This is a genomic window from Amycolatopsis sp. NPDC101161, assembly GCF_044768185.1.
Classification (GTDB): domain Bacteria; phylum Actinomycetota; class Actinomycetes; order Mycobacteriales; family Pseudonocardiaceae; genus Amycolatopsis.
This window is the reverse complement of record NZ_JBIWPI010000007.1, coordinates 304,380-330,315: the sequence shown is the minus strand read 5'-3', so window position 1 is coordinate 330,315 and position 25,936 is coordinate 304,380. Positions and strand designations below refer to the sequence as shown.

At 71.3% G+C, this 25,936-nt stretch carries 22 protein-coding genes; 14 read left to right on the top strand and 8 right to left on the bottom strand.

Annotation, left to right across the window (positions count from 1 at the left end; all coding sequences use genetic code 11):
• Nucleotides 1-32: 32 nt before the first annotated feature.
• On the top strand, nt 33-1,067 hold the full coding sequence (locus ACIRSS_RS44250; protein WP_400906653.1) for a LacI family DNA-binding transcriptional regulator: 1,035 nt from the start codon (nt 33-35) through the stop codon (nt 1,065-1,067).
• Nucleotides 1,068-1,143: 76 nt separating this feature from the next.
• Nucleotides 1,144-3,489, top strand: a complete 2,346-nt coding sequence (locus tag ACIRSS_RS44245) for a glycoside hydrolase family 2 protein (protein ID WP_400906651.1) — start codon at nt 1,144-1,146, stop codon at nt 3,487-3,489.
• Nucleotides 3,490-3,503: 14 nt separating this feature from the next.
• Here ACIRSS_RS44245 and ACIRSS_RS44240 read toward each other — a convergent pair whose 3' ends face one another.
• Nucleotides 3,504-3,869 carry a DUF488 domain-containing protein gene (locus ACIRSS_RS44240; protein WP_400906650.1) on the bottom strand — a complete coding sequence of 122 codons (366 nt, stop codon included), beginning with the start codon at nt 3,867-3,869 and terminating at the stop codon, nt 3,504-3,506.
• 56 nt (nt 3,870-3,925) lie between these two features.
• Between ACIRSS_RS44240 and ACIRSS_RS44235 the strand changes: the two genes are divergently transcribed.
• The 5 genes from ACIRSS_RS44235 (at nt 3,926) to ACIRSS_RS44215 (ending at nt 9,649) form a co-directional block, all read left to right on the top strand.
• Nucleotides 3,926-4,516: a hypothetical protein gene (locus ACIRSS_RS44235; protein WP_400906648.1), complete on the top strand. Its 591-nt coding sequence runs from the start codon at nt 3,926-3,928 to the stop codon at nt 4,514-4,516.
• A gap of 55 nt (nt 4,517-4,571) precedes the next feature.
• Nucleotides 4,572-6,143: an acyl-CoA synthetase gene (locus ACIRSS_RS44230; RefSeq protein WP_400906646.1), complete on the top strand. Its 1,572-nt coding sequence runs from the start codon at nt 4,572-4,574 to the stop codon at nt 6,141-6,143.
• Between the two features lie 201 nt (nt 6,144-6,344).
• The gene (locus ACIRSS_RS44225; protein WP_400906644.1) at nt 6,345-6,566 is read left to right on the top strand and encodes a hypothetical protein; all 222 of its coding nucleotides are present in this window, start codon (nt 6,345-6,347) and stop codon (nt 6,564-6,566) included.
• A 108-nt stretch (nt 6,567-6,674) separates the two neighbouring features.
• Entirely contained in the window at nt 6,675-8,747 is a 2,073-nt protein-coding gene (locus ACIRSS_RS44220) for a putative Ig domain-containing protein (RefSeq protein WP_400907793.1), read from the top strand.
• Between the two features lie 44 nt (nt 8,748-8,791).
• Nucleotides 8,792-9,649, top strand: coding sequence for a GNAT family N-acetyltransferase (locus ACIRSS_RS44215; RefSeq protein ID WP_400906643.1), 858 nt, complete (start codon nt 8,792-8,794; stop codon nt 9,647-9,649).
• Here the strand turns inward: ACIRSS_RS44215 and ACIRSS_RS44210 are convergent.
• A complete protein-coding gene (locus ACIRSS_RS44210) occupies nt 9,574-9,930 on the bottom strand; it encodes an MmcQ/YjbR family DNA-binding protein (RefSeq protein WP_400906640.1) in 357 nt (118 codons plus the stop codon). The two genes, ACIRSS_RS44215 and ACIRSS_RS44210, sit on opposite strands and share 76 nt — an antisense overlap.
• Nucleotides 9,931-9,985: 55 nt before the next feature.
• On the opposite strand from ACIRSS_RS44210, the gene ACIRSS_RS44205 reads away from it, so the two are divergent.
• On the top strand, nt 9,986-10,729 hold the full coding sequence (locus ACIRSS_RS44205; protein WP_400906638.1) for a fructosamine kinase family protein: 744 nt from the start codon (nt 9,986-9,988) through the stop codon (nt 10,727-10,729).
• Here ACIRSS_RS44205 and ACIRSS_RS44200 read toward each other — a convergent pair.
• Both ACIRSS_RS44200 and ACIRSS_RS44195 read right to left on the bottom strand, forming a co-directional pair.
• Nucleotides 10,726-11,382, bottom strand: coding sequence for an HNH endonuclease family protein (locus ACIRSS_RS44200; protein WP_400906636.1), 657 nt, complete (start codon nt 11,380-11,382; stop codon nt 10,726-10,728). The genes ACIRSS_RS44205 and ACIRSS_RS44200 overlap by 4 nt on opposite strands.
• An 82-nt stretch (nt 11,383-11,464) precedes the next feature.
• Entirely contained in the window at nt 11,465-12,712 is a 1,248-nt protein-coding gene (locus tag ACIRSS_RS44195) for a hypothetical protein (RefSeq protein WP_400906633.1), read from the bottom strand.
• Between the two features lie 146 nt (nt 12,713-12,858).
• Between ACIRSS_RS44195 and ACIRSS_RS44190 the strand changes: the two genes are divergently transcribed.
• From ACIRSS_RS44190 to ACIRSS_RS44175, 4 genes are all read left to right on the top strand, one after another.
• Nucleotides 12,859-13,683, top strand: a complete 825-nt coding sequence (locus ACIRSS_RS44190) for an urea carboxylase-associated family protein (protein ID WP_400906630.1) — start codon at nt 12,859-12,861, stop codon at nt 13,681-13,683.
• 102 nt (nt 13,684-13,785) lie between these two features.
• Complete coding sequence (locus ACIRSS_RS44185; RefSeq protein WP_400906627.1) at nt 13,786-15,399, top strand: sigma-54-dependent Fis family transcriptional regulator; 1,614 nt, start codon at nt 13,786-13,788, stop codon at nt 15,397-15,399.
• Nucleotides 15,400-15,486: 87 nt separating this feature from the next.
• On the top strand, nt 15,487-16,596 hold the full coding sequence (locus ACIRSS_RS44180) for an NDMA-dependent alcohol dehydrogenase (protein ID WP_400906624.1): 1,110 nt from the start codon (nt 15,487-15,489) through the stop codon (nt 16,594-16,596).
• A gap of 16 nt (nt 16,597-16,612) precedes the next feature.
• Nucleotides 16,613-16,855 carry a hypothetical protein gene (locus ACIRSS_RS44175; RefSeq protein ID WP_400906622.1) on the top strand — a complete coding sequence of 81 codons (243 nt, stop codon included), beginning with the start codon at nt 16,613-16,615 and terminating at the stop codon, nt 16,853-16,855.
• A 43-nt stretch (nt 16,856-16,898) separates the two neighbouring features.
• Here ACIRSS_RS44175 and ACIRSS_RS44170 read toward each other — a convergent pair whose 3' ends face one another.
• Entirely contained in the window at nt 16,899-18,632 is a 1,734-nt protein-coding gene (locus ACIRSS_RS44170; protein WP_400906620.1) for a pyruvate dehydrogenase, read from the bottom strand.
• A gap of 70 nt (nt 18,633-18,702) precedes the next feature.
• Here ACIRSS_RS44170 and ACIRSS_RS44165 point away from each other — a divergent pair, with 70 nt between their 5' ends.
• Nucleotides 18,703-19,596, top strand: coding sequence for a LysR family transcriptional regulator (locus ACIRSS_RS44165; RefSeq protein WP_400906619.1), 894 nt, complete (start codon nt 18,703-18,705; stop codon nt 19,594-19,596).
• A 51-nt stretch (nt 19,597-19,647) separates the two neighbouring features.
• Nucleotides 19,648-20,742, top strand: coding sequence for a calcium:proton antiporter (locus ACIRSS_RS44160; protein ID WP_400906616.1), 1,095 nt, complete (start codon nt 19,648-19,650; stop codon nt 20,740-20,742).
• A gap of 486 nt (nt 20,743-21,228) precedes the next feature.
• Here the strand turns inward: ACIRSS_RS44160 and ACIRSS_RS44155 are convergent, their stop codons facing one another.
• The 3 genes from ACIRSS_RS44155 to ACIRSS_RS44145 all read right to left on the bottom strand — a co-directional run bounded on the left by ACIRSS_RS44155 (nt 21,229) and on the right by ACIRSS_RS44145 (nt 25,932).
• Nucleotides 21,229-21,537 carry a hypothetical protein gene (locus ACIRSS_RS44155; protein ID WP_400906614.1) on the bottom strand — a complete coding sequence of 103 codons (309 nt, stop codon included), beginning with the start codon at nt 21,535-21,537 and terminating at the stop codon, nt 21,229-21,231.
• 96 nt (nt 21,538-21,633) lie between these two features.
• Nucleotides 21,634-23,010, bottom strand: coding sequence for an AIPR family protein (locus ACIRSS_RS44150; RefSeq protein WP_400906612.1), 1,377 nt, complete (start codon nt 23,008-23,010; stop codon nt 21,634-21,636).
• A gap of 549 nt (nt 23,011-23,559) precedes the next feature.
• A complete protein-coding gene (locus ACIRSS_RS44145) occupies nt 23,560-25,932 on the bottom strand; it encodes a SpoIIE family protein phosphatase (protein ID WP_400906610.1) in 2,373 nt (790 codons plus the stop codon).
• Nucleotides 25,933-25,936: the final 4 nt, after the last annotated feature.

The window sequence follows — 25,936 nt, the reverse complement described above, 5'->3', positions numbered from 1 at the left end:
GTGATGATGTTACGTTTCAAAGGGGAGGGCGCATGACGGTCCAGGAGTCCGGTGCCGAGCCGAGAGCGGCGGGCATGAAGGACGTCGCCGCGGCCGCCGGCGTCTCCCTCGGCACGGTGTCCAACGTGCTCAACCGGCCCGACCGGGTCAGCCCCGCGACGCGCGCGAAGGTCGAAGCCGCGATGACCGAGCTCCGGTTCGTGCGCAACGAGTCCGCCCGGCAGCTGCGGGCCGGGCGCAGCCGCGTGCTGGCGTACGTGATGCTCGACGGCAGCAACCCGTTCTTCACCGACGTCGCCGCCGGGATGGAAGACGCCGCCGACGCGAGCGACCTCTCGCTGTTCCTCTGCAACAGCGCGCACCAGCCGTCGCGCGAGGCGGCCTACCTCGGCCGCCTCGAACAGCAGCGCGTGCAGGGCATCCTCATCACGCCGGTCGACCCGGACGCCCCGCTGCTGGGCGAGATCGCGCACCGCGGCACCCCGGTGGTGGTCGTCGACCGCACGCCGGGCGGCACGACGCACTGCTCGGTCGCCGTCGACGACGTCTACGGCGGCGAGATCGCCGTGCGCCACCTCGTCGAGCAGGGCCACGACCGGATCGCGTTCATCGGCAACCACACCACGGTCGGGCAGGTCCGCGACCGGCGCCTGGGCGCGCTGCGCGCGTTGAAAGCGGCCGGGCTCGGGCCCGAGCGCCTGGTCGACCTGACGACGACGGCCCTGACCGTCGCGGACGGCCGCGGCGCGGGCGAGCGGCTGGCCGGGCTGCCGGCGGCCATCCGCCCCACCGCCGCGTTCTGCGCCAACGACCTGGTCGCCCTCGGCCTGCTCCAGACGTGCGCGAGCCTGCGCATGCGCGTCCCGCAGGACTTGGCGATCGTCGGCTACGACGACATCGAGTTCGCCGCCGCGGCCGCCGTCCCGCTGACGTCGGTCCGCCAGCCCCGGCGCCGCCTCGGCCGCACGGCCGCCGAGCTGCTGCTGGCGGAGACCGAACCGGGCCACGAGCACCGGCAGGTCGTGTTCACCCCCGAACTGGTGGTCCGCGCTTCGACCCTTCGCTGAGCAACCCGCTGATCGTTTGTGACGTCTTGACGGGCACAAGCGATATCCCTGGGGAGCCCGAGCACGGAGGTCGCCGATGGCCGACTCGCACCCGCGGCTGACCCGGCGCGGGTTCCTGGCCGCGAGCGGGGCCGCGCTGCTCGGCGCCGTCGTCGCCGGCTCGGCCGGACACGCGGCGCCGCGGCCGGATACCGCACGGCTGGGCGATTTCTGGCTGTTCGGGCGGTACGACGACGGCTGCACGGAACTCGGCTTCGACGAGATCGACCTCTCCCCGGTGCAGCTCCCCCACTGCGTGACGCCGCTGTCGTGGACCGGCTGGGACCCGGCGTCCTGGCAGGACCGGTGGATCTACCGCAAGCACTTCACGGCGACCGCGGGCGAACGCTGCACGGCCCGGTTCGACGGCGTCATGACGAACGCGTCGGTGTACCTCAACGGCACCCTCGTCGCGACCCACGAGGGCGGCTACCTGCCCTTCGAGGTGGAGCTGCCCGGGGTGGTGCCGGGCGACAACGTCGCCGCCGTGGTCGTCGACGGGCGGTGGGTGCTCGATGTCCCGCCCAACCTGCCGCGCGCCGGCGGGCCTTCGTCGATCGACTTCTACCAGCCGGCCGGCATCTACCGCCCGGCCGCGATCGGCCCGGTGCCGCGGATCCGGCTGACCGACGTCTTCGCCCGGCCCGTCGACGTCCTCTCCCCCGGGCGGTCGCTGCACCTCGCGTGCACGCTCGACGCGCCCGTCGTGGCCCAGGTGACCGCGTCGGTCCGCCAGGCCGGTCGCGAGCTGGCCCACGGCACCGTCCCGGTGGAGGGCACCACCGCCGAGTTCGACATCGGCGGGCTCGGCGCGGTGCGGCTCTGGGACGTCGACGACCCGGCGCTGTGCGAGGTCGTGGTCACCGTCCGGTCGGGGCCGGTGCTGCTCGACCAGCGGACGGTCCGGATCGGGTTCCGCGAAGCGGAGTTCACCCCGGACGGCTTCTTCCTCAACGGCCGCCGCCTCAAGCTGGTCGGCCTCAACCGGCACCAGTGGTACCCGTTCGCGGGCGGCGCGATGCCCGACCGCGTCCAGCGGCGCGACGCGGAGATCCTGCGCCGCGAGCTGAACTGCACCATGGTCCGCTGCTCGCACTACCCGCAGTCGAGCGCGTTCCTCGACGCCTGCGACGAGCTGGGCCTGCTGGTCTGGGAGGAGATCCCCGGCTGGGGCCGGATCGGCGACGCAGGCTGGCAGCAGCAGAACTTCCGGGACGTCTCGGGCATGATCACCCGGGACCGCAACCACCCCAGCATCGTCGTCTGGGGCACCCGCGTGAACGAGGCCAACGGCACGACGGCGATGTACGGCCGCACCGGGCGGCTCGCCCACCAGCTCGACCCGTCCCGGCCGACGAGCGGGGCGCTGGCCTCCTGGACGGGCGCGCGGTTCGCCGGCAGCGACGTCGAGGTGCTCGCCTACAACGACTACACGGCCCGCCGCGGCGCGCCCTTTCAGCTGCGTCCGCCGCGCGCGGGGGTCCCGTACCTGGTCACCGAGACGATCGGCACCCTCGCGGGTGCCCGCGCCTACCGCCGGACCGACCCGGCCGCGGCCCAGCAGCTGCAGGCCGAGCTGCACGCGAAGGCCCACGACCTGGCCGCCGCGGACGACCGGTACTGCGGGCTGCTCGCGTGGTGCGCGTTCGACTACCCGTCGGGCTGGCAGCGCTCGGTCGGCGGGTCGAAGTACGCCGGGGTGTCGGACTTCTTCCGCATCCCCAAGCCCGCGGCCGCGTTCTACGCCTCGCAGGGCGACCCGCTGGCGCGGGCGGTCGTCGAGCCGGGGTTCGCGTGGGACTTCACGGCGTCCCCTGGTGGCCCGGGGCGGGACGTGACGATCTGGTCCAACTGCGACCGGCTCCTGCTGTTCCTCGACGACCGCGCGATCGGTGAGGCGCGCAGCCGCCGGTCAGACTTCCCGCACCTGCGGTACCCGCCGTTCGCCGCGGACCTGGTCGTCCCGCGCGGGCAGCGGCCCCAGCTGCGGATCGACGGCTACCTGGGCGACCGGCTCGTGGTGTCCCGCCGGTTCAGCGGCGACCGGAGCCGGGATGTGCTGGGCTGCGTCCCGGACGACACGCAGCTGCGCGCGGACGGCGCGGACGCGACCCGGGTGGTCGTGTCCGCACTGGACCGGTTCGGGACGCTGCGCGCGGGCGCGACCGGCCAGGTGACACTGGCGCTGACCGGGCCGGGCGAGCTGGTCGGCGACCCGACGCTGGACCTCGGGGCGACCGGCGGCGCGGCGGCGGTGTGGCTGCGGCCCTTCGCGGGACCGCCGGGCGTGCTGACGCTGACCGCGAAGCACGACTCCCTGGGCACGGCCACCGCGACGATCACGACGAGCGCCAGCGGCTCGGAAAGCGGGTCACGTTCGTGACGGGGGCACCCCGCTCAGGCTTCGCCCGCCAGGACCTCCGCCAGCACCGCGGCCTGGCTGATCTTCGGCGACCCGCTCGCGGTCAGCAAGGTCAGCGGGCCGCCCGCCGCCAGCTCGCGCAACCGCTCCAGCGCCGCCAGCCGATCGGGCTCCCGCAGCTCCGCGCGGTAGCGCTCGGCGAACTCTTCGAACCGTTCCGGATCGTGGCCATACCAGGTGCGCAGCTCGTCGGACGGGGCCAGCCCGCGGTACCAGCCGTCCAGGACGACCGCCGCGCGGGCCGTGCCGCGCGGCCACAGCCGTTCGACGAGCACGCGGACGCCGTCGGCGGGCCCGGCCGGGTCGGCCAGGCGCGCCACCCGGACGACCGTCGGCTGCATGCGCGCATTCTGCGGTGCGCCCGCGCGCCCCGCCACCGGAGAACGCGGGGGCCCCGGTGCGCAACCGCGTGACGCCGGCCGGCGAGATCGTCGACATCCCGCTGCGCGGCGCGTGGACCGGCAACCGGGGCGTGCTGCACCGCGGCCACGAGATCGTCCGCTTCCACGGCGGCGACCTCTGGATCACCTGCGCGCTCGCCTTCAAGGACCGGTGGCGCGAGCAGTGGCTGCCCCAGCGCTACACCCACCTGTACTTCCACGACGAGGCCGTCTCGTTCGCCGCCGGACACCGGCCGTGCGGCGAGTGCCGCCGTCCCGCGTACACCGCCTACCGCGACGCCTGGCCGGGCCGCCCGTCGGCCGGCGCGATGAACCGGCGGCTGCACGGCGAACGCCTGGTCCGCGGCACCCACACCCGACGCCTGCACGACCTGAGCTGGGCCGAGCTCCCGGACGGCGTCTTCGTGCTCCGCGGAGACCACCCCGAGCTCACGGTCGACGGCCACCTCACCGAGTGGACGACCGCGGGCTACGGCCGGAAGCAGAAGCTGCCTCGCGCAGGGACCGTCCCGGTCCTCACGCCACCGGCCACGATCGCCGTGCTGCGCGCCGGCTACCCCGTGCAGATCGACGACAGCGCCCGCTGAACCGGGCGGGCCGGGCACACTTGCGGCATCGCCCGTCGCGACCGAGACTGCCGGGATGGATCAGCACCTCGTCGACCGCGCCCGGCAGCACTCCCTCGGCGACCTGCTGCGCCGCACCGCGCTGCGGCTGCCGGACAAGCTCGCCGTCGTCGACGGGACCACGAAACTCACCTTCGCCGAGTTCGAGGCCGCCGCCAACCGCTGTGCCCACGTCCTCGCCGCCCGCGGCCTGGCCAAGGGCGACCGGCTCGCGCTGCTGAGCCACAACTGCTTCCAGTACGGCGTCCTCGCCTTCGCCACCGCGAAGCTCGGCGTGCTGCTCGTGCCGGTCAACTTCATGCTCGGCGCCGACGAAGTCGCCTACATCCTGCGGCACGCCGAGGTCAAAGCGTTCATCGCCGAAGACGCCCTGGAGCCGACCGCCGCGAAAGCCCTCGAGCTGGCCGCACTCGGCGACGTGGTCCGCGGCCGCATCCCGAAGAGCGGTGGCGGCGAGTGGGAAGACGTCACCGGCTGGCTGTCCGAAGGGGACGCCGAAGCCCCCGACGTCCTCGTCGCCGACGACGACCCGCTGCGGATCATGTACACCTCCGGCACCGAGTCGCGGCCGAAGGGCGTGCTGCTGTCGAGCCGGTCGCTCATCGCGCAGTACGTCTCGTGCGTGGTCGACGGCGGCATGAGCGCCGACGACGTCGAGGTGCACTCGCTGCCGCTGTACCACTGCGCCCAGCTGGACTGCTTCTTCTCCGTCGACGTCTACCTCGGCGCGACGAGCGTGATCCTGCCCGGCCCGGACCCGGCCGCGCTGCTCGCCGCCGTCGAGCGGGAGCGCGCGACGAAGCTCTTCGCGCCGCCGACGGTGTGGATCTCCTTGCTGCGCCACGAAAACTTCGACCGGACCGACCTGGCGAGCCTGCGGAAGGGTTACTACGGCGCGTCGGCGATGCCGGTCGAGGTGCTGCGCGAGCTGCGGCGGCGCCTGCCCGACGTCGAGCTGTGGAACTTCTACGGCCAGACGGAGATGGCTCCGCTCGCGACGATCCTGCGCCCGCACGAACAGCTGGAGCGGGCGGGGTCGGCCGGCCGGGCGTCGCTGAACGTCGAGACGCGGATCGTCGACGACGAGGACAACCCCGTGGCGCCGGGCGAGATCGGCGAGATCGTGCACCGGAGCCCGCACGCCACCCTCGGCTACTACCGCGACGAGGAGAAGACCGCCGAAGCGTTCCGCGCCGGCTGGTTCCACTCCGGCGACCTCGGCGTCGTCGACGAGGACGGCTATCTGTCCGTCGTGGACCGCAAGAAGGACATGATCAAGACCGGCGGCGAGAACGTCGCCAGCCGAGAGGTCGAAGAGGCGCTGTACCTGCTCGACGGCGTCGCCGAAGTCGCCGTGTTCGGGATCGGACATCCACACTGGATCGAAGCGGTGACGGCCGTCGTCGTGCCGCGTGAAGGCGTGACTCTCGACGCTGTGCAAGTGATCGACCACGCAAAGGCACACCTCGCCGGTTACAAATGCCCCAAGTACGTCGTGTTCGCGGACCGCCTTCCCAAGAACCCCAGCGGAAAGATCGTCAAGCGGGAATTGCGGGAACGACACAAAGGACTCGCGACCGAGGGCTGAGCCACCGAAAACTCCTTGCGCGGCACGGAAGACCGCGGATACCGTCGACTGCCCGCCGCTACTTTCCGAGGAACGCGGGCCGGGTGTCCCACCAGGGCCGACCGGCCCGGAAACGAGATGTCCGAAAGCCATGGCGCGCGGCGTCCGTCGGGTCTAGTAATGAGGCCGTTCCTCGTTCCCGAACCGCGAAAGGATCTTCCAGTGTCCGTTTTTCTCGCCGTCCTGCTCGCCCTGGGCGCCGGGCTGTTCGTCGGCGGCCGCGTCCACAGCGCCCGCGAGGCCCGCGCCAACTACTCCGCCTACCGGGCCCGGACCGCGAAGGGCTTCGGGGAGATGATCCGCTCCGGCGTGTCGGCCGTGCTCGCGGTCGCCGGGGCCCTCGTCCTGCTCTTCATCCTGCTGAACGTGCTCCAGCAGGCCTGAACGCGGAACCCGACTCATGGCGGGTTGTTGCCGCCCCGGCGGCAGCGCACGCTTTCCCCTGGCCCCGACGGGCGGGGCCGGGAAAGGACTCCCCCCATGAGATCGAGGGTGCTTTCTGCTGCGCTCAGCCTGGCCGCGGGCCTGCTGGGCACAGTCGTCGTCGCCGCGCCGGCCGAGGCCGCCGCGGTCTGCGGTGACCAGGTCGTCGGCAACGGCGGGTTCGAGAGCGGCACCACGCCGTGGACCCAGACCAGTGGCGTGATCTCCGCCGCCACCTCGGCGGAGCCCGCGCACGGCGGGACGATGGACGCCTGGCTGGACGGCTACGGCAGCACGCACACCGACACCCTGTCCCAGTCACTGACGCTCCCCGCCGGCTGCGCGTCGGCGTCGCTGTCCTGGTGGGCGCACGTCGACACCAAGGAGACGACGACCAGTACCGCCTACGACAAGCTGGTGGTGCAGGCGGGTACCGACACCCTCGCGAGCTACTCGAACCTCGACAAGAACACCGGGTACGTCCAGCGCACGGTCGACGTGTCGCGCTACCTGGGCCAGACCGTCACGCTCAAGATCACCGGCACCGAGGACTCGAGCCTCGCGACCAACTTCCTCCTCGACGACTTCTCGCTGACCACCACGGGCACGAGCAACCCGCAGTCTCCGGTCGTGACCTCGCCGGGCGCCCAGTCCGGCGCCGTCGGCCAGGCCGTGTCCCTGCAGGTGCAGGCGAGCGACCCGCAGGGTGACGCGCTCACCTACAGCGCGACGGGCCTGCCCGCCGGGCTCGCCATCGGCGCCTCCACGGGCAAGATCACCGGCACGCCGACCACGGCCGGGACGTCTTCGGTGACCGTCACCGCCAAGGACCCGGCCGGCAACAGCGGCAGCGCCACCTTCACCTGGACGATCACCTCGGCGCCCGCGGACTCCACGCGCACGCCGATCAACCCCGCCTACACGGTCAACCTGACGTCCAACACCGCGGGCGACACGTGGACCGGCCACCAGAGCGTCAGCTTCACCAACGGCTCGGCGACCGCGCTGCCCGAGGTCTACCTGCGGCTTTGGGACAACTACCACGGCAGCTGCCCGTCGACGCCGATCACCGTCACGAACGTCACCGGCGGCACGCCGGCCGCGCTCAGCGTCAACTGCACGGCCATGAAGATCACGCTGCCCAGCCCGCTCGCCCAGGGCCAGTCGGCGACCATCGGGTTCGACCTGAGCATCGTCGTGCCCAGCGGCGCCGACCGGTTCGGCCACGACGGCGCGTTCAACATGATCGGCAACGCGCTGCCGGTGCTCGCCGTCCGCGACGGCGCGGGCTGGCACCTCGACCCGTACACCAACAACGGCGAGTCGTTCTACACCGTGATCAGCGACTTCGACGTCACGCTCGTGCACCCGACGTCGCTGCTGACCCCGGCCACCGGCACGTCGACCGAGACGACCAGCGGCAGCACGACGACCACGCACGCGACCGCGGCGAAGGTCCGGGACTTCGCTTGGGCCGCCGGCCCGTTCGCGAAGATCAGCACGACGTCCGGCAAGGGCGTGCGGGTCAACGTCTACTCGGTCAGCGGGATCTCGACCAGCAGCGCCAACCAGATGCTGAGCCTGGCCGCCGACTCGATCGACGTCCACGCGGGCCGCTTCGGCGACTACCCGTACGGCGAGGTCGACGTGGTGCTGGACAACAACTTCTGGTTCGGCGGCATGGAGTACCCGGGCTTCGTGATGGACCTCGTGTCGACCACGGCGCTCCCCCACGAGCTGGCGCACCAGTGGTGGTACGGCATCGTCGGTGACGACGAGTACAACTCGCCGTGGCTGGACGAGAGCTTCACCGACTACGCCACCGACCTCTACCGCGGGATCGACGGCAGCGGCTGCGGCATCACGTGGCAGTCGAGCGCGGAGAAGCTGACCAACTCGATGGCCTACTGGGACGCGCATTCGTCCCGGTACTCGACGGTCGTCTACAACTACGGCAAGTGCACCCTGCACGACCTGCGGCGGCTGATCGGCGACACGGCGATGGCGAACCTGCTGAAGTCGTACGCCCAGTCCCACTGGTACGGCGTGTCCACGACGGCGGAGTTCAAGGCCGCGGCGCAGGCGGCGGCCGGGTCGACCGACCTGACGTCGTTCTGGGCCTCGCACCGCGTCGAGGGCTGAGAAACCGGTTGGAGTTCCCCGTCCACGTCCGCCAGTCTGGGGACGTGGACGGGGAACGGCTCTTCTGCGACACCGCGCTCGCCGCGCGCATCGAGCGCGCCGAAGTGCGGCTGATCGCCGAAAGCAGTGACGCCGCCCGAGCGCGGCGCGGGGACTCGGTCGGGTTCGCGCGTCCGCTCGCCGGTGGCGTCGCGAGTTTCGCGGAAGCGGATTCGCCGTTCAACAAGATCGCCGGGCTCGGCTTCGAGGGCCTCCCCGACGCGCTCGACGACGTCGAGCAGGCCTTCGCCGCGCTCGGCGCCCCGGTACAGGTGGAGCTTTCGCAGCTCGCCGATCCCGCCGTGGGAGCGTTCCTCACCCGGCGCGGCTACCACCTGGAGTCGTTCGAGAACGTGCTCGGACGGCGGGTCGGCGAGGCGGCCGTCCCCGACGGCGTGCGGCTCGCCCGCGACGACGAGCTGGACCACTGGCTGGCCGAGGTCGCCGACGCGTTCGCCGTCGCCGACACCGAGGGCGTGCCGTCGCACGAGGACTTCCCGCGGCAGACCGTGCTCGACGCGATGCGGGACATGGCCGGGGTGCGGCGCTACCTCGCGGAGCGCGACGGCGAGTTCGCCGGCGGCGCGAGTTTCCGCGTCACCGACGGGATCGCGCAGTTCACCGGCGCCGCGACCGTGCCGCGGTTCCGGCGCCGCGGGGTGCAGACGGCTCTGCTGCGGGCGCGGCTCGCGGCGGCCGCCGCGGCCGGGTGCGAGGTCGCCGTCGTCACGACGCAGCCGGGGTCGAAGTCGCAGCAGAACGCGCAGCGGCAGGGGTTCGACCTGCTCTACGCGCGGGCGATCCTGGTGAAGGGCGTCTCCTCGACGAGCTCTTCGGGCGCCGACAGCCGCCACGCCTCGTAGAGCAGTTCGGCCAGTTCGTCGGCGTCGATCTTGTCGAGGTACACGACGACCCAGCCGAAGCCGCCGGCGGTGAACTGGACCTCGAAGACGTCCGGCCGCTCCGAGACCAGCGCGAGCTGTTCGGAGATCTCCTGCTTGAGGCCGACGGTCCGGGTCCGCGGCCAGAAGTAGCCGAACCGCTTGCCGCGCACGCTGAACGAGGAGTAGTCGCGTGCCTCCGACCGCTGGACCTCCACCAGCCGGCCGAGCAGCAGTTCGAGTTTCCGGACCGTGACCGTCACCTGTCGCTCCCCCTGTCTCCGGCGACCACCGTAGCGCGCCGGTACCGTGCGGGACATGAGCGATCCGCGTGACGTCGTGGTCAAGCGGGGGCACGCCCCCGGCGCGACCGCCGCGGAGGCGGCCGGTCTGCGGTGGCTCGCCTCGGCGGGCACGGTTCCGGTGCCGGTCGTCCGAAGCCAGGACGACGAGACGCTGGTCATCGACCGCGTTCCCTCCGGTCGTCCGTCGGCCCCGGCGGCGGAGCGCTTCGGGCGCGGGCTGGCGGGTCTGCACGCGGCCGGGGCGCCGGCGTTCGGCTCACCTCCGCCGGACGGGGCCGCCGACGCGTGGATCGGGCTCGCGCCGATGGCGAACGTCCCGGCCGACGACTGGGCGTCGTGGTACGCCTCGGACCGCGTGCTGCCGTACGTCCGCCGGGCCGTCGACGCGGGGACGTTCGACCCGGCGGAGGCGACGCTGTTCGAGCGTGCCTGCGCCCGGATCCCGGCGTCGGCCGAGCCGCCCGCGCGGCTGCACGGCGACCTGTGGACCGGCAACGTCCTGTGGGACGGCCGCGAGGCGTGGCTGATCGACCCGGCCGCGCACGGCGGGCACCGCGAGACGGACCTGGCGATGCTCCACCTGTTCGGCTGCCCGCACCTCGACCGCGTCCTGGCCGCGTACGACGAGGCCGCGCCCCTGGCCGACGGCTGGCGCGACCGGATCGGGCTGCACCAGCTGTTCCCGCTGCTGGTCCACACGGTCCTGTTCGGACAGTCGTACGCCGGCCAGGCGCTCGCGGCGGCGCGCTCGTTCTAGCAGTGCTGCAACATCGTTTCGAGAGCCGTCTTCTCCGGGACCGTGATCGTCAGGCCGTAGTTGCTCTTGACCACGATCCAGTCCGTGGCGTAGGTGCACCAGTACGAGACGAGCGGCGGTTTCCACTGGTCGGGGGCCTTGTCGCTCTTCTGCTCGTTGAGGTTGTCGGTGACCGCGTGCAGCTGCGGGCGGGTCAGGTCGTTCGCGAACTGCTCGCGGCGCTCCTGCGTCCACTTCTTCGCGCCGCTGATCCAGGCCTGCCCGAGCGGCACCATGTGGTCGATGTCCACATCGGACGCCTTGTGCCAGGTCGCGCCGTCGTACGCGCTGACCCAGGTGCCGGACTTCGGGGCGCAGTCGGCGTTCGTGGTGACGTCCTTGCCGTCGCGCTTGAGGACCTCTTCGCGGGTGTCGCAGGCGCCGTCGACCTTGTCCCAGTGCGGGAACTTGTCGCGGCTGTAGCCGTCCATGGTGCCGCGCACGGCGATCTGGAGCTTCGCCAGCTGGGCCCGCGCCTCGGAGGGCGCGATCGGCGGAGCCTGCTGCGTGCCGCCGGGCTGGCTCCCGGCCGCCAGGTCGTTCGGCACTTTGCAGCCGGTGAGGGAGGCGCCGGTCAGGACGGCGAGCAGAAGGAGCGCTCGGGTGCGCGGCATCGTGAACCCCTTTCACGTCTACCGGGAGGTGCCCAAGCGACGACGCGGGGAAACGGTGCAGATGGCGTAGTTGGCGCGATCTTTACGAGCCGTGGAAGACCTGCGCGACGAAAACCGCGGCGACGACCCCCGCGGTGACGAGCAGCGTGAGCACGACGAGCAGCCCCCACGGCACGAGCCGGATGGGCCGTTGCCGCGGGAAGACGGCCTGGGTGCGCTGGACCGGGATCCGCAGGGCGGGCCGAGCCTCGGCCACGGGCGGCGGCAGCGGGCTGGGCGGGAGTTCGACCACGGCGGGGAGCACGGGCAGCGGCGACCGGGCGTGGATGCGCGCGGGGAAGCCGTCGGCGAGCAGGGCGGATCGGGGCGGCGCGAGGTGGGCGAGGGAGAGGGCGTAGCAGGCGTCGAGGACGTCGTCGGCCGACCAGACGGTCCGCCACCGGTTGTGCTGTCCGATGATCCGGCGGAGACCGCGCGGATCGGCGAGGACGACGGCCACCCCGGGGACGGACTCGGGGACGCGCGGGTGGGGAAGGGTTTCGGGGCCGTTGGGCTCGAGTTGCCCTTCGCGGGGACTCGGCGCGGACTCGGGTGAAATCGGATCGCCCGCCGAGCGAGGCTCCGGCAGCCCGGCGATCGGATCCGCGGTCCCGCCCGGCCCGGAATCCGGTCGCGGATCGCCCGCCCAGCGCGGCTCCGGCGGCCCAGCAGCCAGATCCTCGCCGCTCGACCCCGAACCTGGTCGCGGGTCACCCAGTGAGCGCGGCTCCGGCGGCCGGGCATCCAGATCGTCGCTCCCGCCCGGCCGCGAACCCGGTCGCGGATCGCCCACCGAGCGCGACTCCGGCGGCCCAGCAGCCACCTCCTCGCCCCCGCCCCACCCTGGCGCCGCGGTATCCCCAGCACGACCGCTCGCATCCGGCCCGGCCGCGAACCGATGCGGCTCCCCCGCCGGCTCGGCCAGCCGGCCGCCCCGGTCCGACTCCGCGACCGGCGGCACGACCGCCACCAGCCCCGTCACGTACCGGCCGCCGTCGTGCGCGGCCAACGCCCCCTTCGCCGCCGCCACCCCGGCGCCGGCTCGCTCCTCCGGCCCCGGCGATACCCCCGCCCCCGGCTCGTGCGCCGCGATCACCACTACCCCCGACCGGGTGAACACCAGCGCGTCCACCACCCGGGGGCCGCCGCGGCTCGGGACCGTGATCCCCGCCAGCGCCAAACCCGTCAGATGGTCCGGGCCCGGGCCCCACGAACGCAGCAACCCGACGAGGTGCTCCGCCGCGGCGGGCAGGCGACGCTCGTCACCGGTGCGCTGGAAGGCCACGAGCACCGCCGGTCACTCCTCCCACGAGTAGAGCTCCCTCGACGGTAAGAGCGGACCGGCCCCGACCCCAGCAGCCGAACGAGTGATCGAACACCACCGTGCGTGACCGAGGCATGCTGGACCCGCATCCACACCGCACGAGGGAGACCCCGATGCCCCCAGCCGCCTACCAGGGCCGCGCGCTCGACGTCGACCAGGACTTCTACCGGCGGCTCGCCGGGGACGACGGCCGGGAGCTCGTCGACGCCTTCGAGGTCCCCATCCGCTCCGGCCGCGCCTGGCGCGTGCCCGCGGGCCACCTCTGCCGCCTCAAGACCGTCGACGGCCCGCAGGTCGGCGACCTCAACCTGTGGAACGCCCACGACCCCCGCGAACGCTTCTGGGCCGCGCGCACCCGCCAGCTCCAGCGCGCCCACGTCAGCACGTTCGACCGCCTGTGGTCGACGCTCCCCTTCCTCCGCCCGCTCGCCACGATCACCGCCGACACCCTCGAGAACTACGGCGAAGACGCCGAAGGCGGCCGGGTGCACGACCTGCTCGGCACCCGCTGCGACCCCTACGTCAACCGGATGCTCACCGGCGAGGACTTCGACTTCCACTGCCACTCGAACCTCGTGCGCGCGGTCGCGCCGTTCGGGCTGACCGAGTTCGACGTGCACGACGTCCTGAACGTCTTCCAGTGCACCGGCCTCAACGACGAAGACCGGTACTTCATGAAGGCCTGCCCCGCTCGTCCCGGCGACCACTTCGAATTCTTCGCCGAGCTGGACCTGCTGTGCGCGCTGTCCACCTGCCCGGGCGGCGACCTGTCCATCCCGCTCTGGGGACCGGACGCCCGCGACCCGATCGACGTCTGCCACCCGATCGGCGTCGAGGTGTTCAAGCCGCGTGACGCCCTGCTCGACGGCCGGCGCGAACCGGCGCGCGCGGCCTACCGCGGCCTGCACGGCGTCCGGCTGCCGGAGTGGGGCGCGTAACCCCTTGCGCCGCAACGGATTCCGCGGAGACGGTGCATCGCCCTTGCGCCGCGTGTGATGATGGCAGTCCGGGGACACCGATCGGCTCGACGAGGAGTGCGAGTGGACCTGCGGACCGAGATCGCGCAGTCGTGGCGGCGGGCGGAGCTTTCCGGGCTCTCGCCGGCCTCGTCCGTCGAGCGCCTGGACTTCGCCGACGTCGACAGCCGCAGCCGGCTGCTGCGGGCCGCCTCGCCGGTGCTCGACGACCTGGCCCGGCAGCTGGCCGGCACGCGCTTCTGCGTCGTGCTGGCCGACGACGAGTGCCGGATCGTCGCCCGCCGGTTCAGCGAGCGGTCGGTCGAGGTGGCGCTCGAGACCATCAGCGCGGTGCCCGGCTGCCAGTTCCTGGAGGAGCGGACCGGGACGAACTCCCTCGCGACGCCGTTCGAGACCCGCCGCGGCGTCTCCGTCGACGGCGACGAGCACTTCCTCGAAGCCATGAAGCAGTTCACCTGCTACGGCCACCCCGTGGTGCACCCGGCGACGCGGCGGCTCGCCGGCGTCCTCGACATCACCGGCCCGGCCGGCGACGCGAACCCGCTGCTCGGGCCGTTCCTGCGGCGCGCGGTCGCCGACATCGAACGGCGGCTGCTCGACGGCGCGAAGCTCGCCGAGCAGCAGCTGCTGGCCGCGTTCCAGTCGGTGCAGCACCGGGCGTGCGCGGTGCTCGCGCTCGGCCAGGACGTCGTGCTCGCGAACACCGCGGCGACCGAGCTGGTCGACACGGCCGACCACCGGCTGCTGCGCGAGCTGGGCCGCACCCGCCGCGGGCTCCGGCGGCTGCTGCTGACGTCGGGCACGCCGGTCGAGGTGCGCGTCGAGGCGGTGTCGGCGAACGCCGGGCTGCTGTTCGAACTGGCGCCGGTCCGGACGTCGAGCCCGGTCGTGTCCCGTCCGCGCGCCGAGCGCGCGCTCTTCCCGGCGCAGGTCGACGAGCGGTTGCGCGGCGCGGGCCGGGCCCGGCGGCGGGTGCTGATCTCCGGCGAGCCGGGCGCGGGCCGGACGACGGCGGCGCGGGTCGTCGCCGGGGACGAGCCGGTGCATGAGTTCGACGCCTCCGACGTCGTCGCGGGCGAGGCGGAGTGGTGCGCGCGGGTGGAGGCCGCGGCGTCGCTGCGCGGTCTGCTCGTGGTCGACGGCGTCCAGCTGCTGCCCCCGCTGGCGGCGGTCCGCCTGGCCCGGCTGCTGGACACGACGACGGCGTGGTTCGCCCTGCTCAGCGGCCCGCCGGCGGAGCTGCGCGGTGAGCAGGCGACCCTGGCGGCGCGCATGCACCGGCGGATCGAGCTGCCCCCGCTGCGCGAGCGCCGCGACGAGATCCCGGCGATCGCCCGCGCGCTGCTGCGCGGCTTCAGCGACACCCTCCGGCTGACCCCGGGCGCGCTGGAGCTGCTGGGGTCCCAGCAGTGGCCGGGCAACCTCCGCGAGCTGGCGGGAGTGCTGGCGGGCGCGGCCGACCGCCGTTCGGCGGGCGACCTCACGGCGGAGGACGTGGCACCGGGCTGCGCGGAGACCGCCCCGGGCGGCGCGCTGAGCGGCTGGGAGCAGGCGGAGTACGACGTGATCGTGCGGACGCTGCGGGCGTGCGACGGCAACAAGGTCCGCGCGGCCAAGCAGCTGGGCATCAGCCGCTCGACGCTCTACAACCGGATGCGCGCCCTGCGGGTCCGCTGAGCGTCGGTGTCCGGGATTCGGACACTTCACGGAACCGGCGGCTGCACACAATCGAGGTCACCACCGCCGCACGTGGAGGAGATGGCCGTGAAGACCAAGGCAGCCGTACTGTTCGATGCCGGGAAACCGTTCGAGATCATGGAGCTGGACCTCGACGGCCCGGGCCCCGGCGAGGTGCTCATCAAGTACACCGCCGCCGGCTTGTGCCACTCGGACCTGCACCTCATCGACAACGACCTCGTGCCGCGCTTCCCGATCATCGGCGGCCACGAGGGCGCCGGGGTCGTCGAGGAGGTCGGCGCCGGCGTGACCAAGGTGCAGCCGGGCGACCACGTCGTCTGCAGCTTCATCCCGAACTGCGGCACCTGCCGCTACTGCTCGACCGGGCGCCAGAACCTCTGCGACATGGGCGCCACCATCCTCGACGGCCACATGCCGGACGGCACCTTCCGCTTCCACGGCGGCGGGCAGGACTTCGGCGCGATGTGCATGCTCGGCACGTTCTCCGAGCGCGCCACCATCTCGCAGCACTCGGTGGTGAAGGTCGACGACTGGCTGCCGCTGGAGACCGCCGTCCTGGTCGGCTGCGGCGTCCCGACCGGCTGGGCCACCGCCAACTACGCCGGCGGCGTCCGGGCCGGCGACACCACCGTCGTCTACGGCATCGGCGGCATCGGCATCAACGCCGTGCAGGGCGCCAAGCACGCCGGCGCGAAGTACGTCGTCGCGGTCGACCCGATCGAGTTCAAGCGGGAGACGGCGCTCAAGTTCGGCGCCACCCACGCGTTCGCGACCGCGGCCGAAGCCGCCGAGAAGGTCAACGAGCTCACCTGGGGCCAGCTGGCCGACCAGGCGCTGATCACCGTCGGCACGGTCGACGAGGACGTCGTCAGCGAGGCGTTCAACGTCGTCGGCAAGGGCGGCACGGTCGTCATCACCGGCCTCGCCAACCCCGAAAAGCTCACCGTGCACGTCTCCGGCGGCGTCCTGACGCTGTTCGAGAAGACGATCAAGGGCACGCTGTTCGGCTCGGCGAACCCGCAGTACGACATCGTCCGGCTGCTGCGCCTTTACGACGCCGGTCAGCTCAAGCTCGACGAGCTGGTGACCCGCAAGTACACCCTCGAGCAGGTGAACGAGGGCTACCAGGACCTGCGCGACGGCAAGAACATCCGCGGCGTCATCGTCCACGGGTGACCCGACGGAGTCCACAGTGGACCTCGACGTGCCGTACCGGCTGAACCCGCTGGTGCCCCTCGACGAGCTCGTCCACGAGCGCCGGGAAGGGTGCCTGCTCGACGCTCCGGACGTGGTCCGCTTCGCCCGGGCCCTGGCGATGCACGCGACGGCCCGCGACGCGCTCGACGCCGCGCAACTCGCCGAAACCAGCCGGGCCCGGGTGGTGGCGGCGCTGGAACTGCTCGCCGCCGCCGGGATCATCGTCACGGACCCGTGAACCGGCGGGTGGCCACCCCAACGGCGTGGTGGCCACCCCCGGCTCACGGCCGCGGCGCGTTGCGCAGGTTGGTGCGGGCCAGCTCGACCATCTTGCCGACGCCGCCGTTGAGCACCGTCTTCGTCGCACCCAAGGCGAACCCGCGCACCATCTCGCCGGTGATGCGCGGCGGGATCGACAGCGCGTTCGGGTCGGTCACCACCTCGACCACCGCCGGGCCCCGGTGGGCGAACGCCCGCTCCAGCGCGCCGCGGACGTCGGCCGGGTCCTCGACCCGGACCGAGAACACCCCGCACGCCGCCGCGATCGCCGCAAAGTTCACCGGCGCGTGGTCGGTGCCGAAGGCCGGGAGGCCGTCGACGAGCATCTCCAGCTTCACCATGCCCAGCGTGGCGTTGTTGAACACCACGACCTTCACCGGGACGTCGTAGGCGGGCAGCGTCAGCAGGTCGCCCATCAGCATCGCGAGCCCGCCGTCGCCCGAGAGGGACACGACCTGGCGCCCCGGCTGGGACAGCTGCGCGCCGATCGCGTGCGGCAGCGCGTTCGCCATGCTGCCGTGCCGGAACGAGCCGAGCACGCGGCGGCGGCCGTTCGGCGTCAGGTAGCGCGCCGCCCAGACGTTGCCCATGCCCGTGTCGACGGTGAACACCGCGTCGTCGGCGGCGACGTCGTCGAGCACCGAGGCGACGTACTCCGGGTGGATCGGGCGCCGCTGCTCGATCTTCGTCGTGTACGCGCCGACGACCTTCTCCAGCTTCCGCACGTGTTCGCGCAGCATCCGGTCGAGGAACGCGCGGTCGTTGCGGGGACGCAGCAGCGGGAGCAGCGCACGCAGCGTCTCGCGCACGTCGCCGTGCACCGCCAGGTCCAGCGGCGTGCGCCGGCCGAGGCGCGAGGCGTCGTGGTCGATTTGGATCGTGCGGGCCTGCGGGAGGAACTTGTCGTACGGGAAGTCCGTGCCCAGCAACACGATCCGGTCGGCCTCGTGCATCGCGTCGTAGCAGGCGCCGTAGCCGAGCAGGCCGCTCATACCGACGTCGAACGGGTTGTCGAACTGGATCCACTCCTTGCCGCCGAGCGAGTGCCCGACCGGCGCCGCGAGCTTCTCCGCCAGCGCCATGACCTCGTCGTGCGCGCCGCGGACGCCCGCGCCGGCGAAGAGCATCACCTTCTCGCCCGAGTTCAGCAGGTCCGCCAGCTCCTGGACGGTCTCCGCGGACGGCACCGCGGGCGACGGCGTGACCAGCGGGAGGCGCTCGGTCAGCGGGCCGGTCGCCTTGCGGTCGGCCAGGTCACCCGGGATGGTCAGCACGGCGACGCCACCCTTGCCGACGGCGGCCTGCGTGGCGATGCGCAGCAGCCGCGGCAGCTGTGCGGGGTCGGCCACGACCTCGCTGAAGTGGCTGCACTCGGCGAACAGCCGGTCCGGGTGGGTCTCCTGGAAGAAGCCGGTGCCGATCTGGTTCGACGGGATGTGCGACGCGATCGCGAGCACCGGCGCGCCGGAGCGGTGGGCGTCGAACAGGCCGTTGATGAGGTGCAGGTTGCCCGGCCCGCAGCTGCCCGCGCACACGGCGAGCTTGCCGGTGACCTGCGCTTCGGCCGCCGCGGCGAAGGCGGCGGTCTCCTCGTGCCGGACGTGCACCCACTCGATGCCGTCGGTGCGGCGGACCGCGTCGACGATCGGGTTGAGGCTGTCGCCGACGATGCCGTAGATGCGCTCGACACCCGCGTCCCGCAGGGTCCTGACCAGTTGTTCTGCGACGGTTGCCATGCCTCCAGCGTGGCCCGTCCCGACCGATGCGTCCAATGCCTGATTGGCTGAACATCCATACACTCGGGGCATGGACGTCCAGACGCTGCGCCTGTTCCGCGAGGTCGCCGGCGGCGCCACGATCACGGAGACCGCCGCGCGGGCGCACCTCACCCAGCCCGCGCTGTCGCGGGCCCTGCGGCGGCTCGAGCACGACGCCGGCGCCGAGCTGTTCCGCCGCTCCGGGCGGGTGCTGCGGCTGACCCCGGCCGGGCACGCGTTCCGCCGCCACGTCGACCTCGTGCTCGACCAGCTGGACCAGGGCCTGCGCGAGGTCGCCGAGATCGTCGACCCCGGGACCGGCGTGGTGCCGCTGGCCTTCCTGCACACGTTCGGCACGTGGCTGGTGCCGTCGGTGCTGAGCGGCTTCCTGCGCGAGCACGCGGGCGCCCGCTTCGAACTGCGGCAGCACGGCGAAGCCGGCCTCGAGGCGGAGCTCCTCGACGGCACCGCCGACCTCGTCATCACCAGCGGCGACCCGGGGCACGCGCAGCTGCACTGGGAACGCCTGCTCGTCGAGCCGCTGCGGCTCGCCGTCCCGCCGCACCACCGGCTCGCCGGCCGCCGGCGCGTCCGCCTCGCCGACCTCGCGGACGAGACGTTCATCCTCCTGCGGCCCGGTTACGCCCTGCGCGAGACGACCGAGCGGCTGTGCGCCGAAGCCGGGTTCGCGCCGCGGATCGGGTTCGAGGGCGACGAAGTCGAGACGCTGCGCGGGCTCGTCACCGCCGGGCTCGGCGTGTCGGTGCTGCCGCTGCCGCGCTCCGCGACGTTCCCGGCGCCGCACCTCGCACTGACCGATGTGGACGCTGCCCGCGACATCGGCCTCGCCTGGGCGGCCGGGCGGACTCTCCCGCCGCTCAGCGAAACCTTCCGGCGGTACGTCCTCGCCGCCGGCCTCGACCGTCCACAAGGGACTATGTGAGAATCGCCGTAGGACCAGGCGGTTTTCCCATGGGTGTGACAGGGTGGGGACATGGCCGCGCTGAGATCCTTCCTGACGTCCTGGACCTCCGTCACGCCGGTGCTCGGCCTCGTCGTGCTCGCGCTGGCGTGGGGCCGCGACCTCGGCCCGGTGTTCGTGGCGGTCGTCGCGATCGCGCTGGGCGCGACCGTGCTGGCGGCGGTGCACCACGCGGAGGTCGTCGCGCACCGGGTCGGCGAGCCGTTCGGGTCGCTGGTGCTCGCGGTCGCGGTCACCGTCATCGAGGTCGCGCTGATCGTCACGATGATGGTGTCCGGCGGGCCGGAGGCCGGGTCGCTCGCGCGGGACACGGTGTTCGCCGCGGTGATGATCACGACCAACGGGATCGTCGGCATCTCCCTGCTCGTCGGCGCGCGGCGCTACGGCTCGACGCTGTTCAACCCCGAGGGCAGCGGGGCCGCGCTGGCGACGGTCGCGACGCTCGCCTCGCTGAGCCTGGTGCTGCCGACGTTCACCTCCAGCACGCCCGGGCCGGCCTTCTCCCCGGCGCAGCTGACGTTCGCGGCGCTCGCGTCCCTGGTGCTGTACGGGACGTTCGTGCTGACCCAGACCGTGCGCCACCGCGACTTCTTCCTCCCGGTGGCGGCCGACGGCGAGGTCAAGGAGGACGACCACGCGGAACCGCCGTCGAACCGGGCGGCGCTCGGCAGCCTCGCGCTGCTGCTGGTGGCGCTGGTCGCGGTGGTCGGCCTGGCGAAGGTGGAGTCCCCGGCGATCGAGGCGGGCGTGCGCGCGGCCGGGTTCCCGCAGTCGTTCGTCGGCGTGGTGATCGCGTTGCTGGTGCTGCTGCCGGAGACGCTCGCCGCCACGCGCGCGGCCCAGCGCGACCGGATGCAGATCAGCCTCAACCTGGCCTACGGCTCGGCGATCGCGAGCATCGGCCTGACGATCCCGGCGATCGCGCTGGCATCGGTGTGGCTGCCGGTCCAGCTGCTGCTGGGGTTGGGTTCGACGCAGATCGTGCTGTTGGCCCTGACGGTGGTGGTGAGCGTGCTGACGGTGGTCCCCGGCCGGGCGACCCGGCTGCAGGGCGGGGTGCACCTGGTGCTGCTGGCGGGGTTTCTGGTTTTGGCCGTCAACCCTTGAGCCGCGCCTCGTCCCGGGCCGCACAGCTCGACGAGCACGTGATCACCGCCGACGCCAAGACCGACGTCCCCGCGCAGTTTCACACCGGCGTCGGTCAGCCGTTCGACGTCGGCGGCCAGGTCGGCGACCACGAGTGCGAACCGGTGCCACCCCCGGGCGTCGACGTGACCCCACCGACCGGTCGGCAGAACCCGTCACGCAGAGCATCACGAGTCGAGTCGTGGGGCCGGGATAGCGACATTGACGGCCCAGACGCCGCACCGGACACCCGGCCGAACCGGTCTCGAACGCTCCTTACGATGGGCGGCGCAGACGTAGTTCGATCCGGCCGGGCTGTCAGACCGGGCTTTTCCTGAACCACTCACCCAAGGATCCGAGGCTCTGCATACTCGACCACTGCGGCTCACCGGTCTCGACCCAGCCTACCTTCGGCCGCGAACTAGCTGATGCCCAACCTCCATCAACCTCCGGGCAGGGTTGACTAGATCAGTTAGCACTGAGTGCCTTTACCTGATGCAATAAGGCTTCCTGACTCCTCCTGCTCCGCACATCATCTTTCCGCAGACTCCGCCCTTCAGCGAGCACGCCTTCGAAGAACTCTGCCGTTAGCCTCGCCGCCGAAGCTATCGCCGCCTCTATCTCATCCGACAGCTTCCCGTCAGATACTCGAAACCTCAATTTTCGCGGTTTCATCAGCCTCTGAGCCACAGCATCGGTATCGCCCGCTTCGAAGACAGGTATGAGATCCGGATTTACAAGGGCGGACACCATCATAGCAATGTGATACTTAGCCACCTTCAAGATAGTCGATTCCTGCGTCCGAGCAAAGTACCTATCAATACGATAAATGATCCAAGCGGCGTAATAATACGTTTCCTCGGGATACTCCCCTCAAACGAACGTATCTTCAGCTTCCAGATCTTTCGGCGATCCAATTGCTCGCGATGACTCTCCGAACAGAGTCGCAGCCACAGCGCGATTAAGTTCGGGTGTTGTCACCACGCGGGTGCGCGCGAACTCCAGAACTGTTCCACGGTTCTGGCGCTCGTAACGGAGACCGTCCACGCCAGTCTGAGCGAAATACTCTTCCACATTTTTCGCCACCTGCGAACTTGCTTGGATATCCGAAGACCCGATCGCGGTTTGAAGATTGGTAGCGATCGAAACACTCGTCCGAACAGTCGCATCGTTCGAACTCACGATCTTGACGGGCACCCACACGTCAGACAGCAAACTGGGAGAATTCTTGACTTCAGCCGATTCAGCCCATCGGATGAGCTGATGGCTCGTCTGCCCGCCGTTGACGATCTGGTAGCCTGAAATAAGAAATCTATCTCCAAGCCCCCGAAGATCGGTTGCAATTATCGTAAGACCATTGTTCAAAAAGGGAAAATGCTCACGCTCTGCCGACTGCAGAGTTCCCATAATCCGGCTGTTGACCGGGTTCTGGGAGCCAAGGTCTAGGCGAACATTGTCATCGAATATGCCGACGCGCACCTCGCCAGAGTCATCCTTCAGCAGTTTCAGGAGTTCGACAGCAGATACGAGCCCGATGTAGGCTTCACTCACCCTGTCAGTGGCAGGTATCGTCTGGCGCTTTTCGAAATGAAACTGCACGTTCTGGGGCCCATGTCGCTCCTTTTGCTTGGCAGCGAGCTCTTCGTGCCCATGAGTGCGAAGCTTGAGCCCCTCAGAGTAGGCCTCGATCTGCCGGATGCGCACCATCGCCTCCGAGACTTGAAGCTCGGCCTGCGCACTCCTGCCATCATTGGAGCTCGTCGTGACGTAGTAAAGCTCACAAGGAATTCGACTATCTTGGAACTTGTCGCCACTCTCCGCAATCCTGTCAATCAGATTGGCCAAATCGACCAAGCGCGGCGGCAGAGCAACGCTCTTCGGCTTCATCGCGTACTTTGTCACAGCCTCCACGCCATGAAGGAACTTGGCTATCAACTTCGAGTCATATGACTCGCTCGTCTTGGCCTGAATGAAAATCACCTTCGCGGAATTTGTAACCTGCTCCGCAATAAGGTCATCGATCTCCTCAGGCTCGAAGACAATCTTGCCGTTGACAACTACTGCCGCAATGTCGATGCCCTCATCCCTACCGCCACCAAGGACCGAGCGTTCAATCAGTTCAACGTTGTCGCCCACGTACTGGAAGAGGTAGTTCGCTGCGACGTATCGCTCAAACTGATCAGCCTCAGTTCCGCCGAAGCCGAAGTCGCGCGAGAACTTCGCGACGCGCTTACTTGTGAGGGTGTGCATCCACGCTCTTTCCTTGGGGCAACGGGGGTGGTTCGACTCGAACCACTCGGCAGGACAAGGAGTGCCTCCGACTTGTACCCTACCGCGATCGAATTGTCTAGAGGCGAGTCAAACCAAGACGTGTTGTCGTGCACCTCATTGGTTCTGATCGGTCACCAACCCGCCCCCAGGACGGCGGGAACTCGAGCCGTCCCGCCTGAGCGCTGCCCTGCCTGCAGCACTGGACGGCAACCCGCCCGTGTCGGTCGATTGCGCCGACTTGCTCGCGCAATGTGAGGTCCTGGTCAAACGAGACCAGGCCGCGCCGGTGGCCGGGGCTCCGACCCTGCGGCCAGCCGACATACGCGAATGCACGATTGTCAGCATGCTTTCACGCTTCGAGATCTTCCTCATGCTGCTTTCGCTGCTGGAAGTACACGCTCAATGACGAAATACCTATGTGGCTAGCAGGCGGAACTATCGGGAGAGGCCGGACGTTCATGCGAAGTTTAGAGCGCGGGGATCATCGCGTCGGTCCAGCGCGGGGACCGACCAGCGAAGATCGCCGCTTCACGTCGTCGTCCGGACCTCGATGCCCACCACGCACGTGTCGTCGTCCGTGTCCGCCGTGCTGTACGTCAGCAGCGTGTCCAGCTGGTTCTCCAACCCGCCGTCATGCCCCTTCACCAGCGACACCAACCGGGCCACCGTCTCCTGCACCGGACGATCGCGCCGCTCGATCAGCCCGTCCGTGTAGATCAGCAGGATGTCGCCCTCGTCGAGCTGCAGCTCCTCCTCCTGGTACACCACGTCCCGCACCGCTCCCAGCAGCGACCCGCGGATCAGCGGCAGCGTCGTCGCGCCGCCGTTGCGGTGGCGGACGATCGGGGGCAGGTGGCCGGCTCGGGCCCAGCGGAGCTTGCGGTTCGCCGGGTCGTACACCGCCGCCACCGCCGTCGCCGTCACGTGGTCGGTCAGGTGGTAGGCCACCAGGTTCAGCCACGTCAGCAGCTGGGCCGGCCCCGCGCCCGTCGCCGCCAGCCCGCGCAGCGCGTTGCGCAGGCTCACCATGCCGGTCGCCGCGTCGATGCCGTGCCCGGCGACGTCGCCGACGCACAGCAGGACCTCGCCCGTCGGCAGCGCCACCGCGTCGTACCAGTCGCCGCCGACCAGGTGCTCCTTCTCGGCCGGCCGGTAGCGGACCGCCGCGCGCAGGCCCGGCATGTCGATCGGGCCCTTGGCCGGCGGCATGATCGCGTGCTGCAGCTGCAGCGCGAGCCGGTTGCGCTCGATCGCCTCCTGCTCGGTCTCGGCCAGCCGGTCCCGCGTCGCGGCCAGCGCCACCTCGGTCCAGTGCTGCGCCGAGACGTCCTGGTAGGCGCCGCGGACCGCGACCAGCTCGCCGCGGCCGTCCACGACCGGCTCGGCGACCACCCGGATGTGCCGGGCGACGCCGTCGGAGCGCTGCAGCCGGAACGCCGTCGACGACGGACGCCGGTGGTGCAGCACCGCGCGCAGGAACCGGCCGATCGCCTGCGCGTCGTCCTGGTGGGCGTGCGCGGCGAGGTCGTGCAGGGACAGCGGAGTCGCCGTCGGCGGGAGGCCGTACAGCGCGAACAGCTCGGTGTTCCAGGTGATCGCCCCGGTCACGACGTTCTCTTCGAAGCCGCCTATGCGGCCGAGGCGCTGGGCGTGCTGCAGCAGCACGGCGAGCTTCGCCGCGTCGTCCTGGATGCGCAGGATCAGCAGCACGTTGCCGGCGAACCGGGTCAGGCTGACGTCGGTCAGCACGGTCAGCGGCACCTGATCGACGAGCGTGGTGACGGCCATGCTGTCGGCCCGGAAGGGCTCGCCGGTCGCGTAGACCCGCTGGACCTTGTCGAGCAGGCCGCTCTCCTCCGCGGCCAGCGGGTAGGTCTCCAGCAGCCGCGTGCCGATGATCCGGCTGCGCGGGCGCCCACCCGGGTCGGCGAACCGGACGTTGGCGTGGTGGATGCGGAAGTCGCTCAACCGGCCGCCTTCCACGCACGGCGACAGCAGCACCGCCGGGTCGTGCAGGCCGTCGACGAAGTCCACCAGCTCGCCGAGGAAGTCCCCGGAACCGTCGGCGGCAACCGGGGCGACCACGCCGTCCCACGTGTCGAGCGTGTGCGCGCACAGCTCGGCCAGCGCCTCCAGCTGACGCAGCTGCCGCCCGGGTTCGGACGGCAGCGGGTCCGGCCAGCACATCTCGACGACGCCGATGATCCGGCCGCCGGTGCCGGTGGGCACCGCGACGCGGCCGCCTTCGCCCAGGGTGTGCTGCCCGATCGACGGCAGCCCGCCGCCGGACAGCGTCGGGTACCAGACCGTGTCGCGCTCGATCAGCGCGCTGCGCGCGGGAGTCGCGACACCGGGCGGGACGTACCGCCAGCGCGCGGCTTCCTCGGCGGAGAACCCGGCCGAACCGGCGAGGGTCATCGACCCGTCGGGCCCGGCGAGCCACACCGCGACCGCCGTCGCGCCCAGCGGCCGCAGCGCGTGCTCCAAAATGGACTCCGCGACGCGCTGGGTGTCCCCCGCCGCGAGGACGCCGCTTTCGGCCGTGCGCAGCCGGACCGCGACGGAGTCTTCGCCTTCGGCGCTGGCCAGGAACTCCTGCGTCACCTCGCTGATCCGGTCCTCGGCGGCCTCGCCGACGACGTCCGCGGCGAACTGCAGCGGCGTCATCCCGGCGCGCTCGGCGAGGGTTTCCAGCTGCCGGGCGGCGTCGGACGGCGTGCAGTGCAGGCGTTCCATCAGGACGCCCTTGGCGAGCTCGATCAGCGCGCGGCCGTCGGCGACGGCGTGGGCGTGGTCGACCTCGCCGCGCAGGCGGGCGACGGTGTCGGCGAGCCGGGCCAGGTTGGCGGACACCTCGGCCGGCGGGGCGAGCACCGGGAGCGTCTCTTCGTCGGCGGTCACCCGA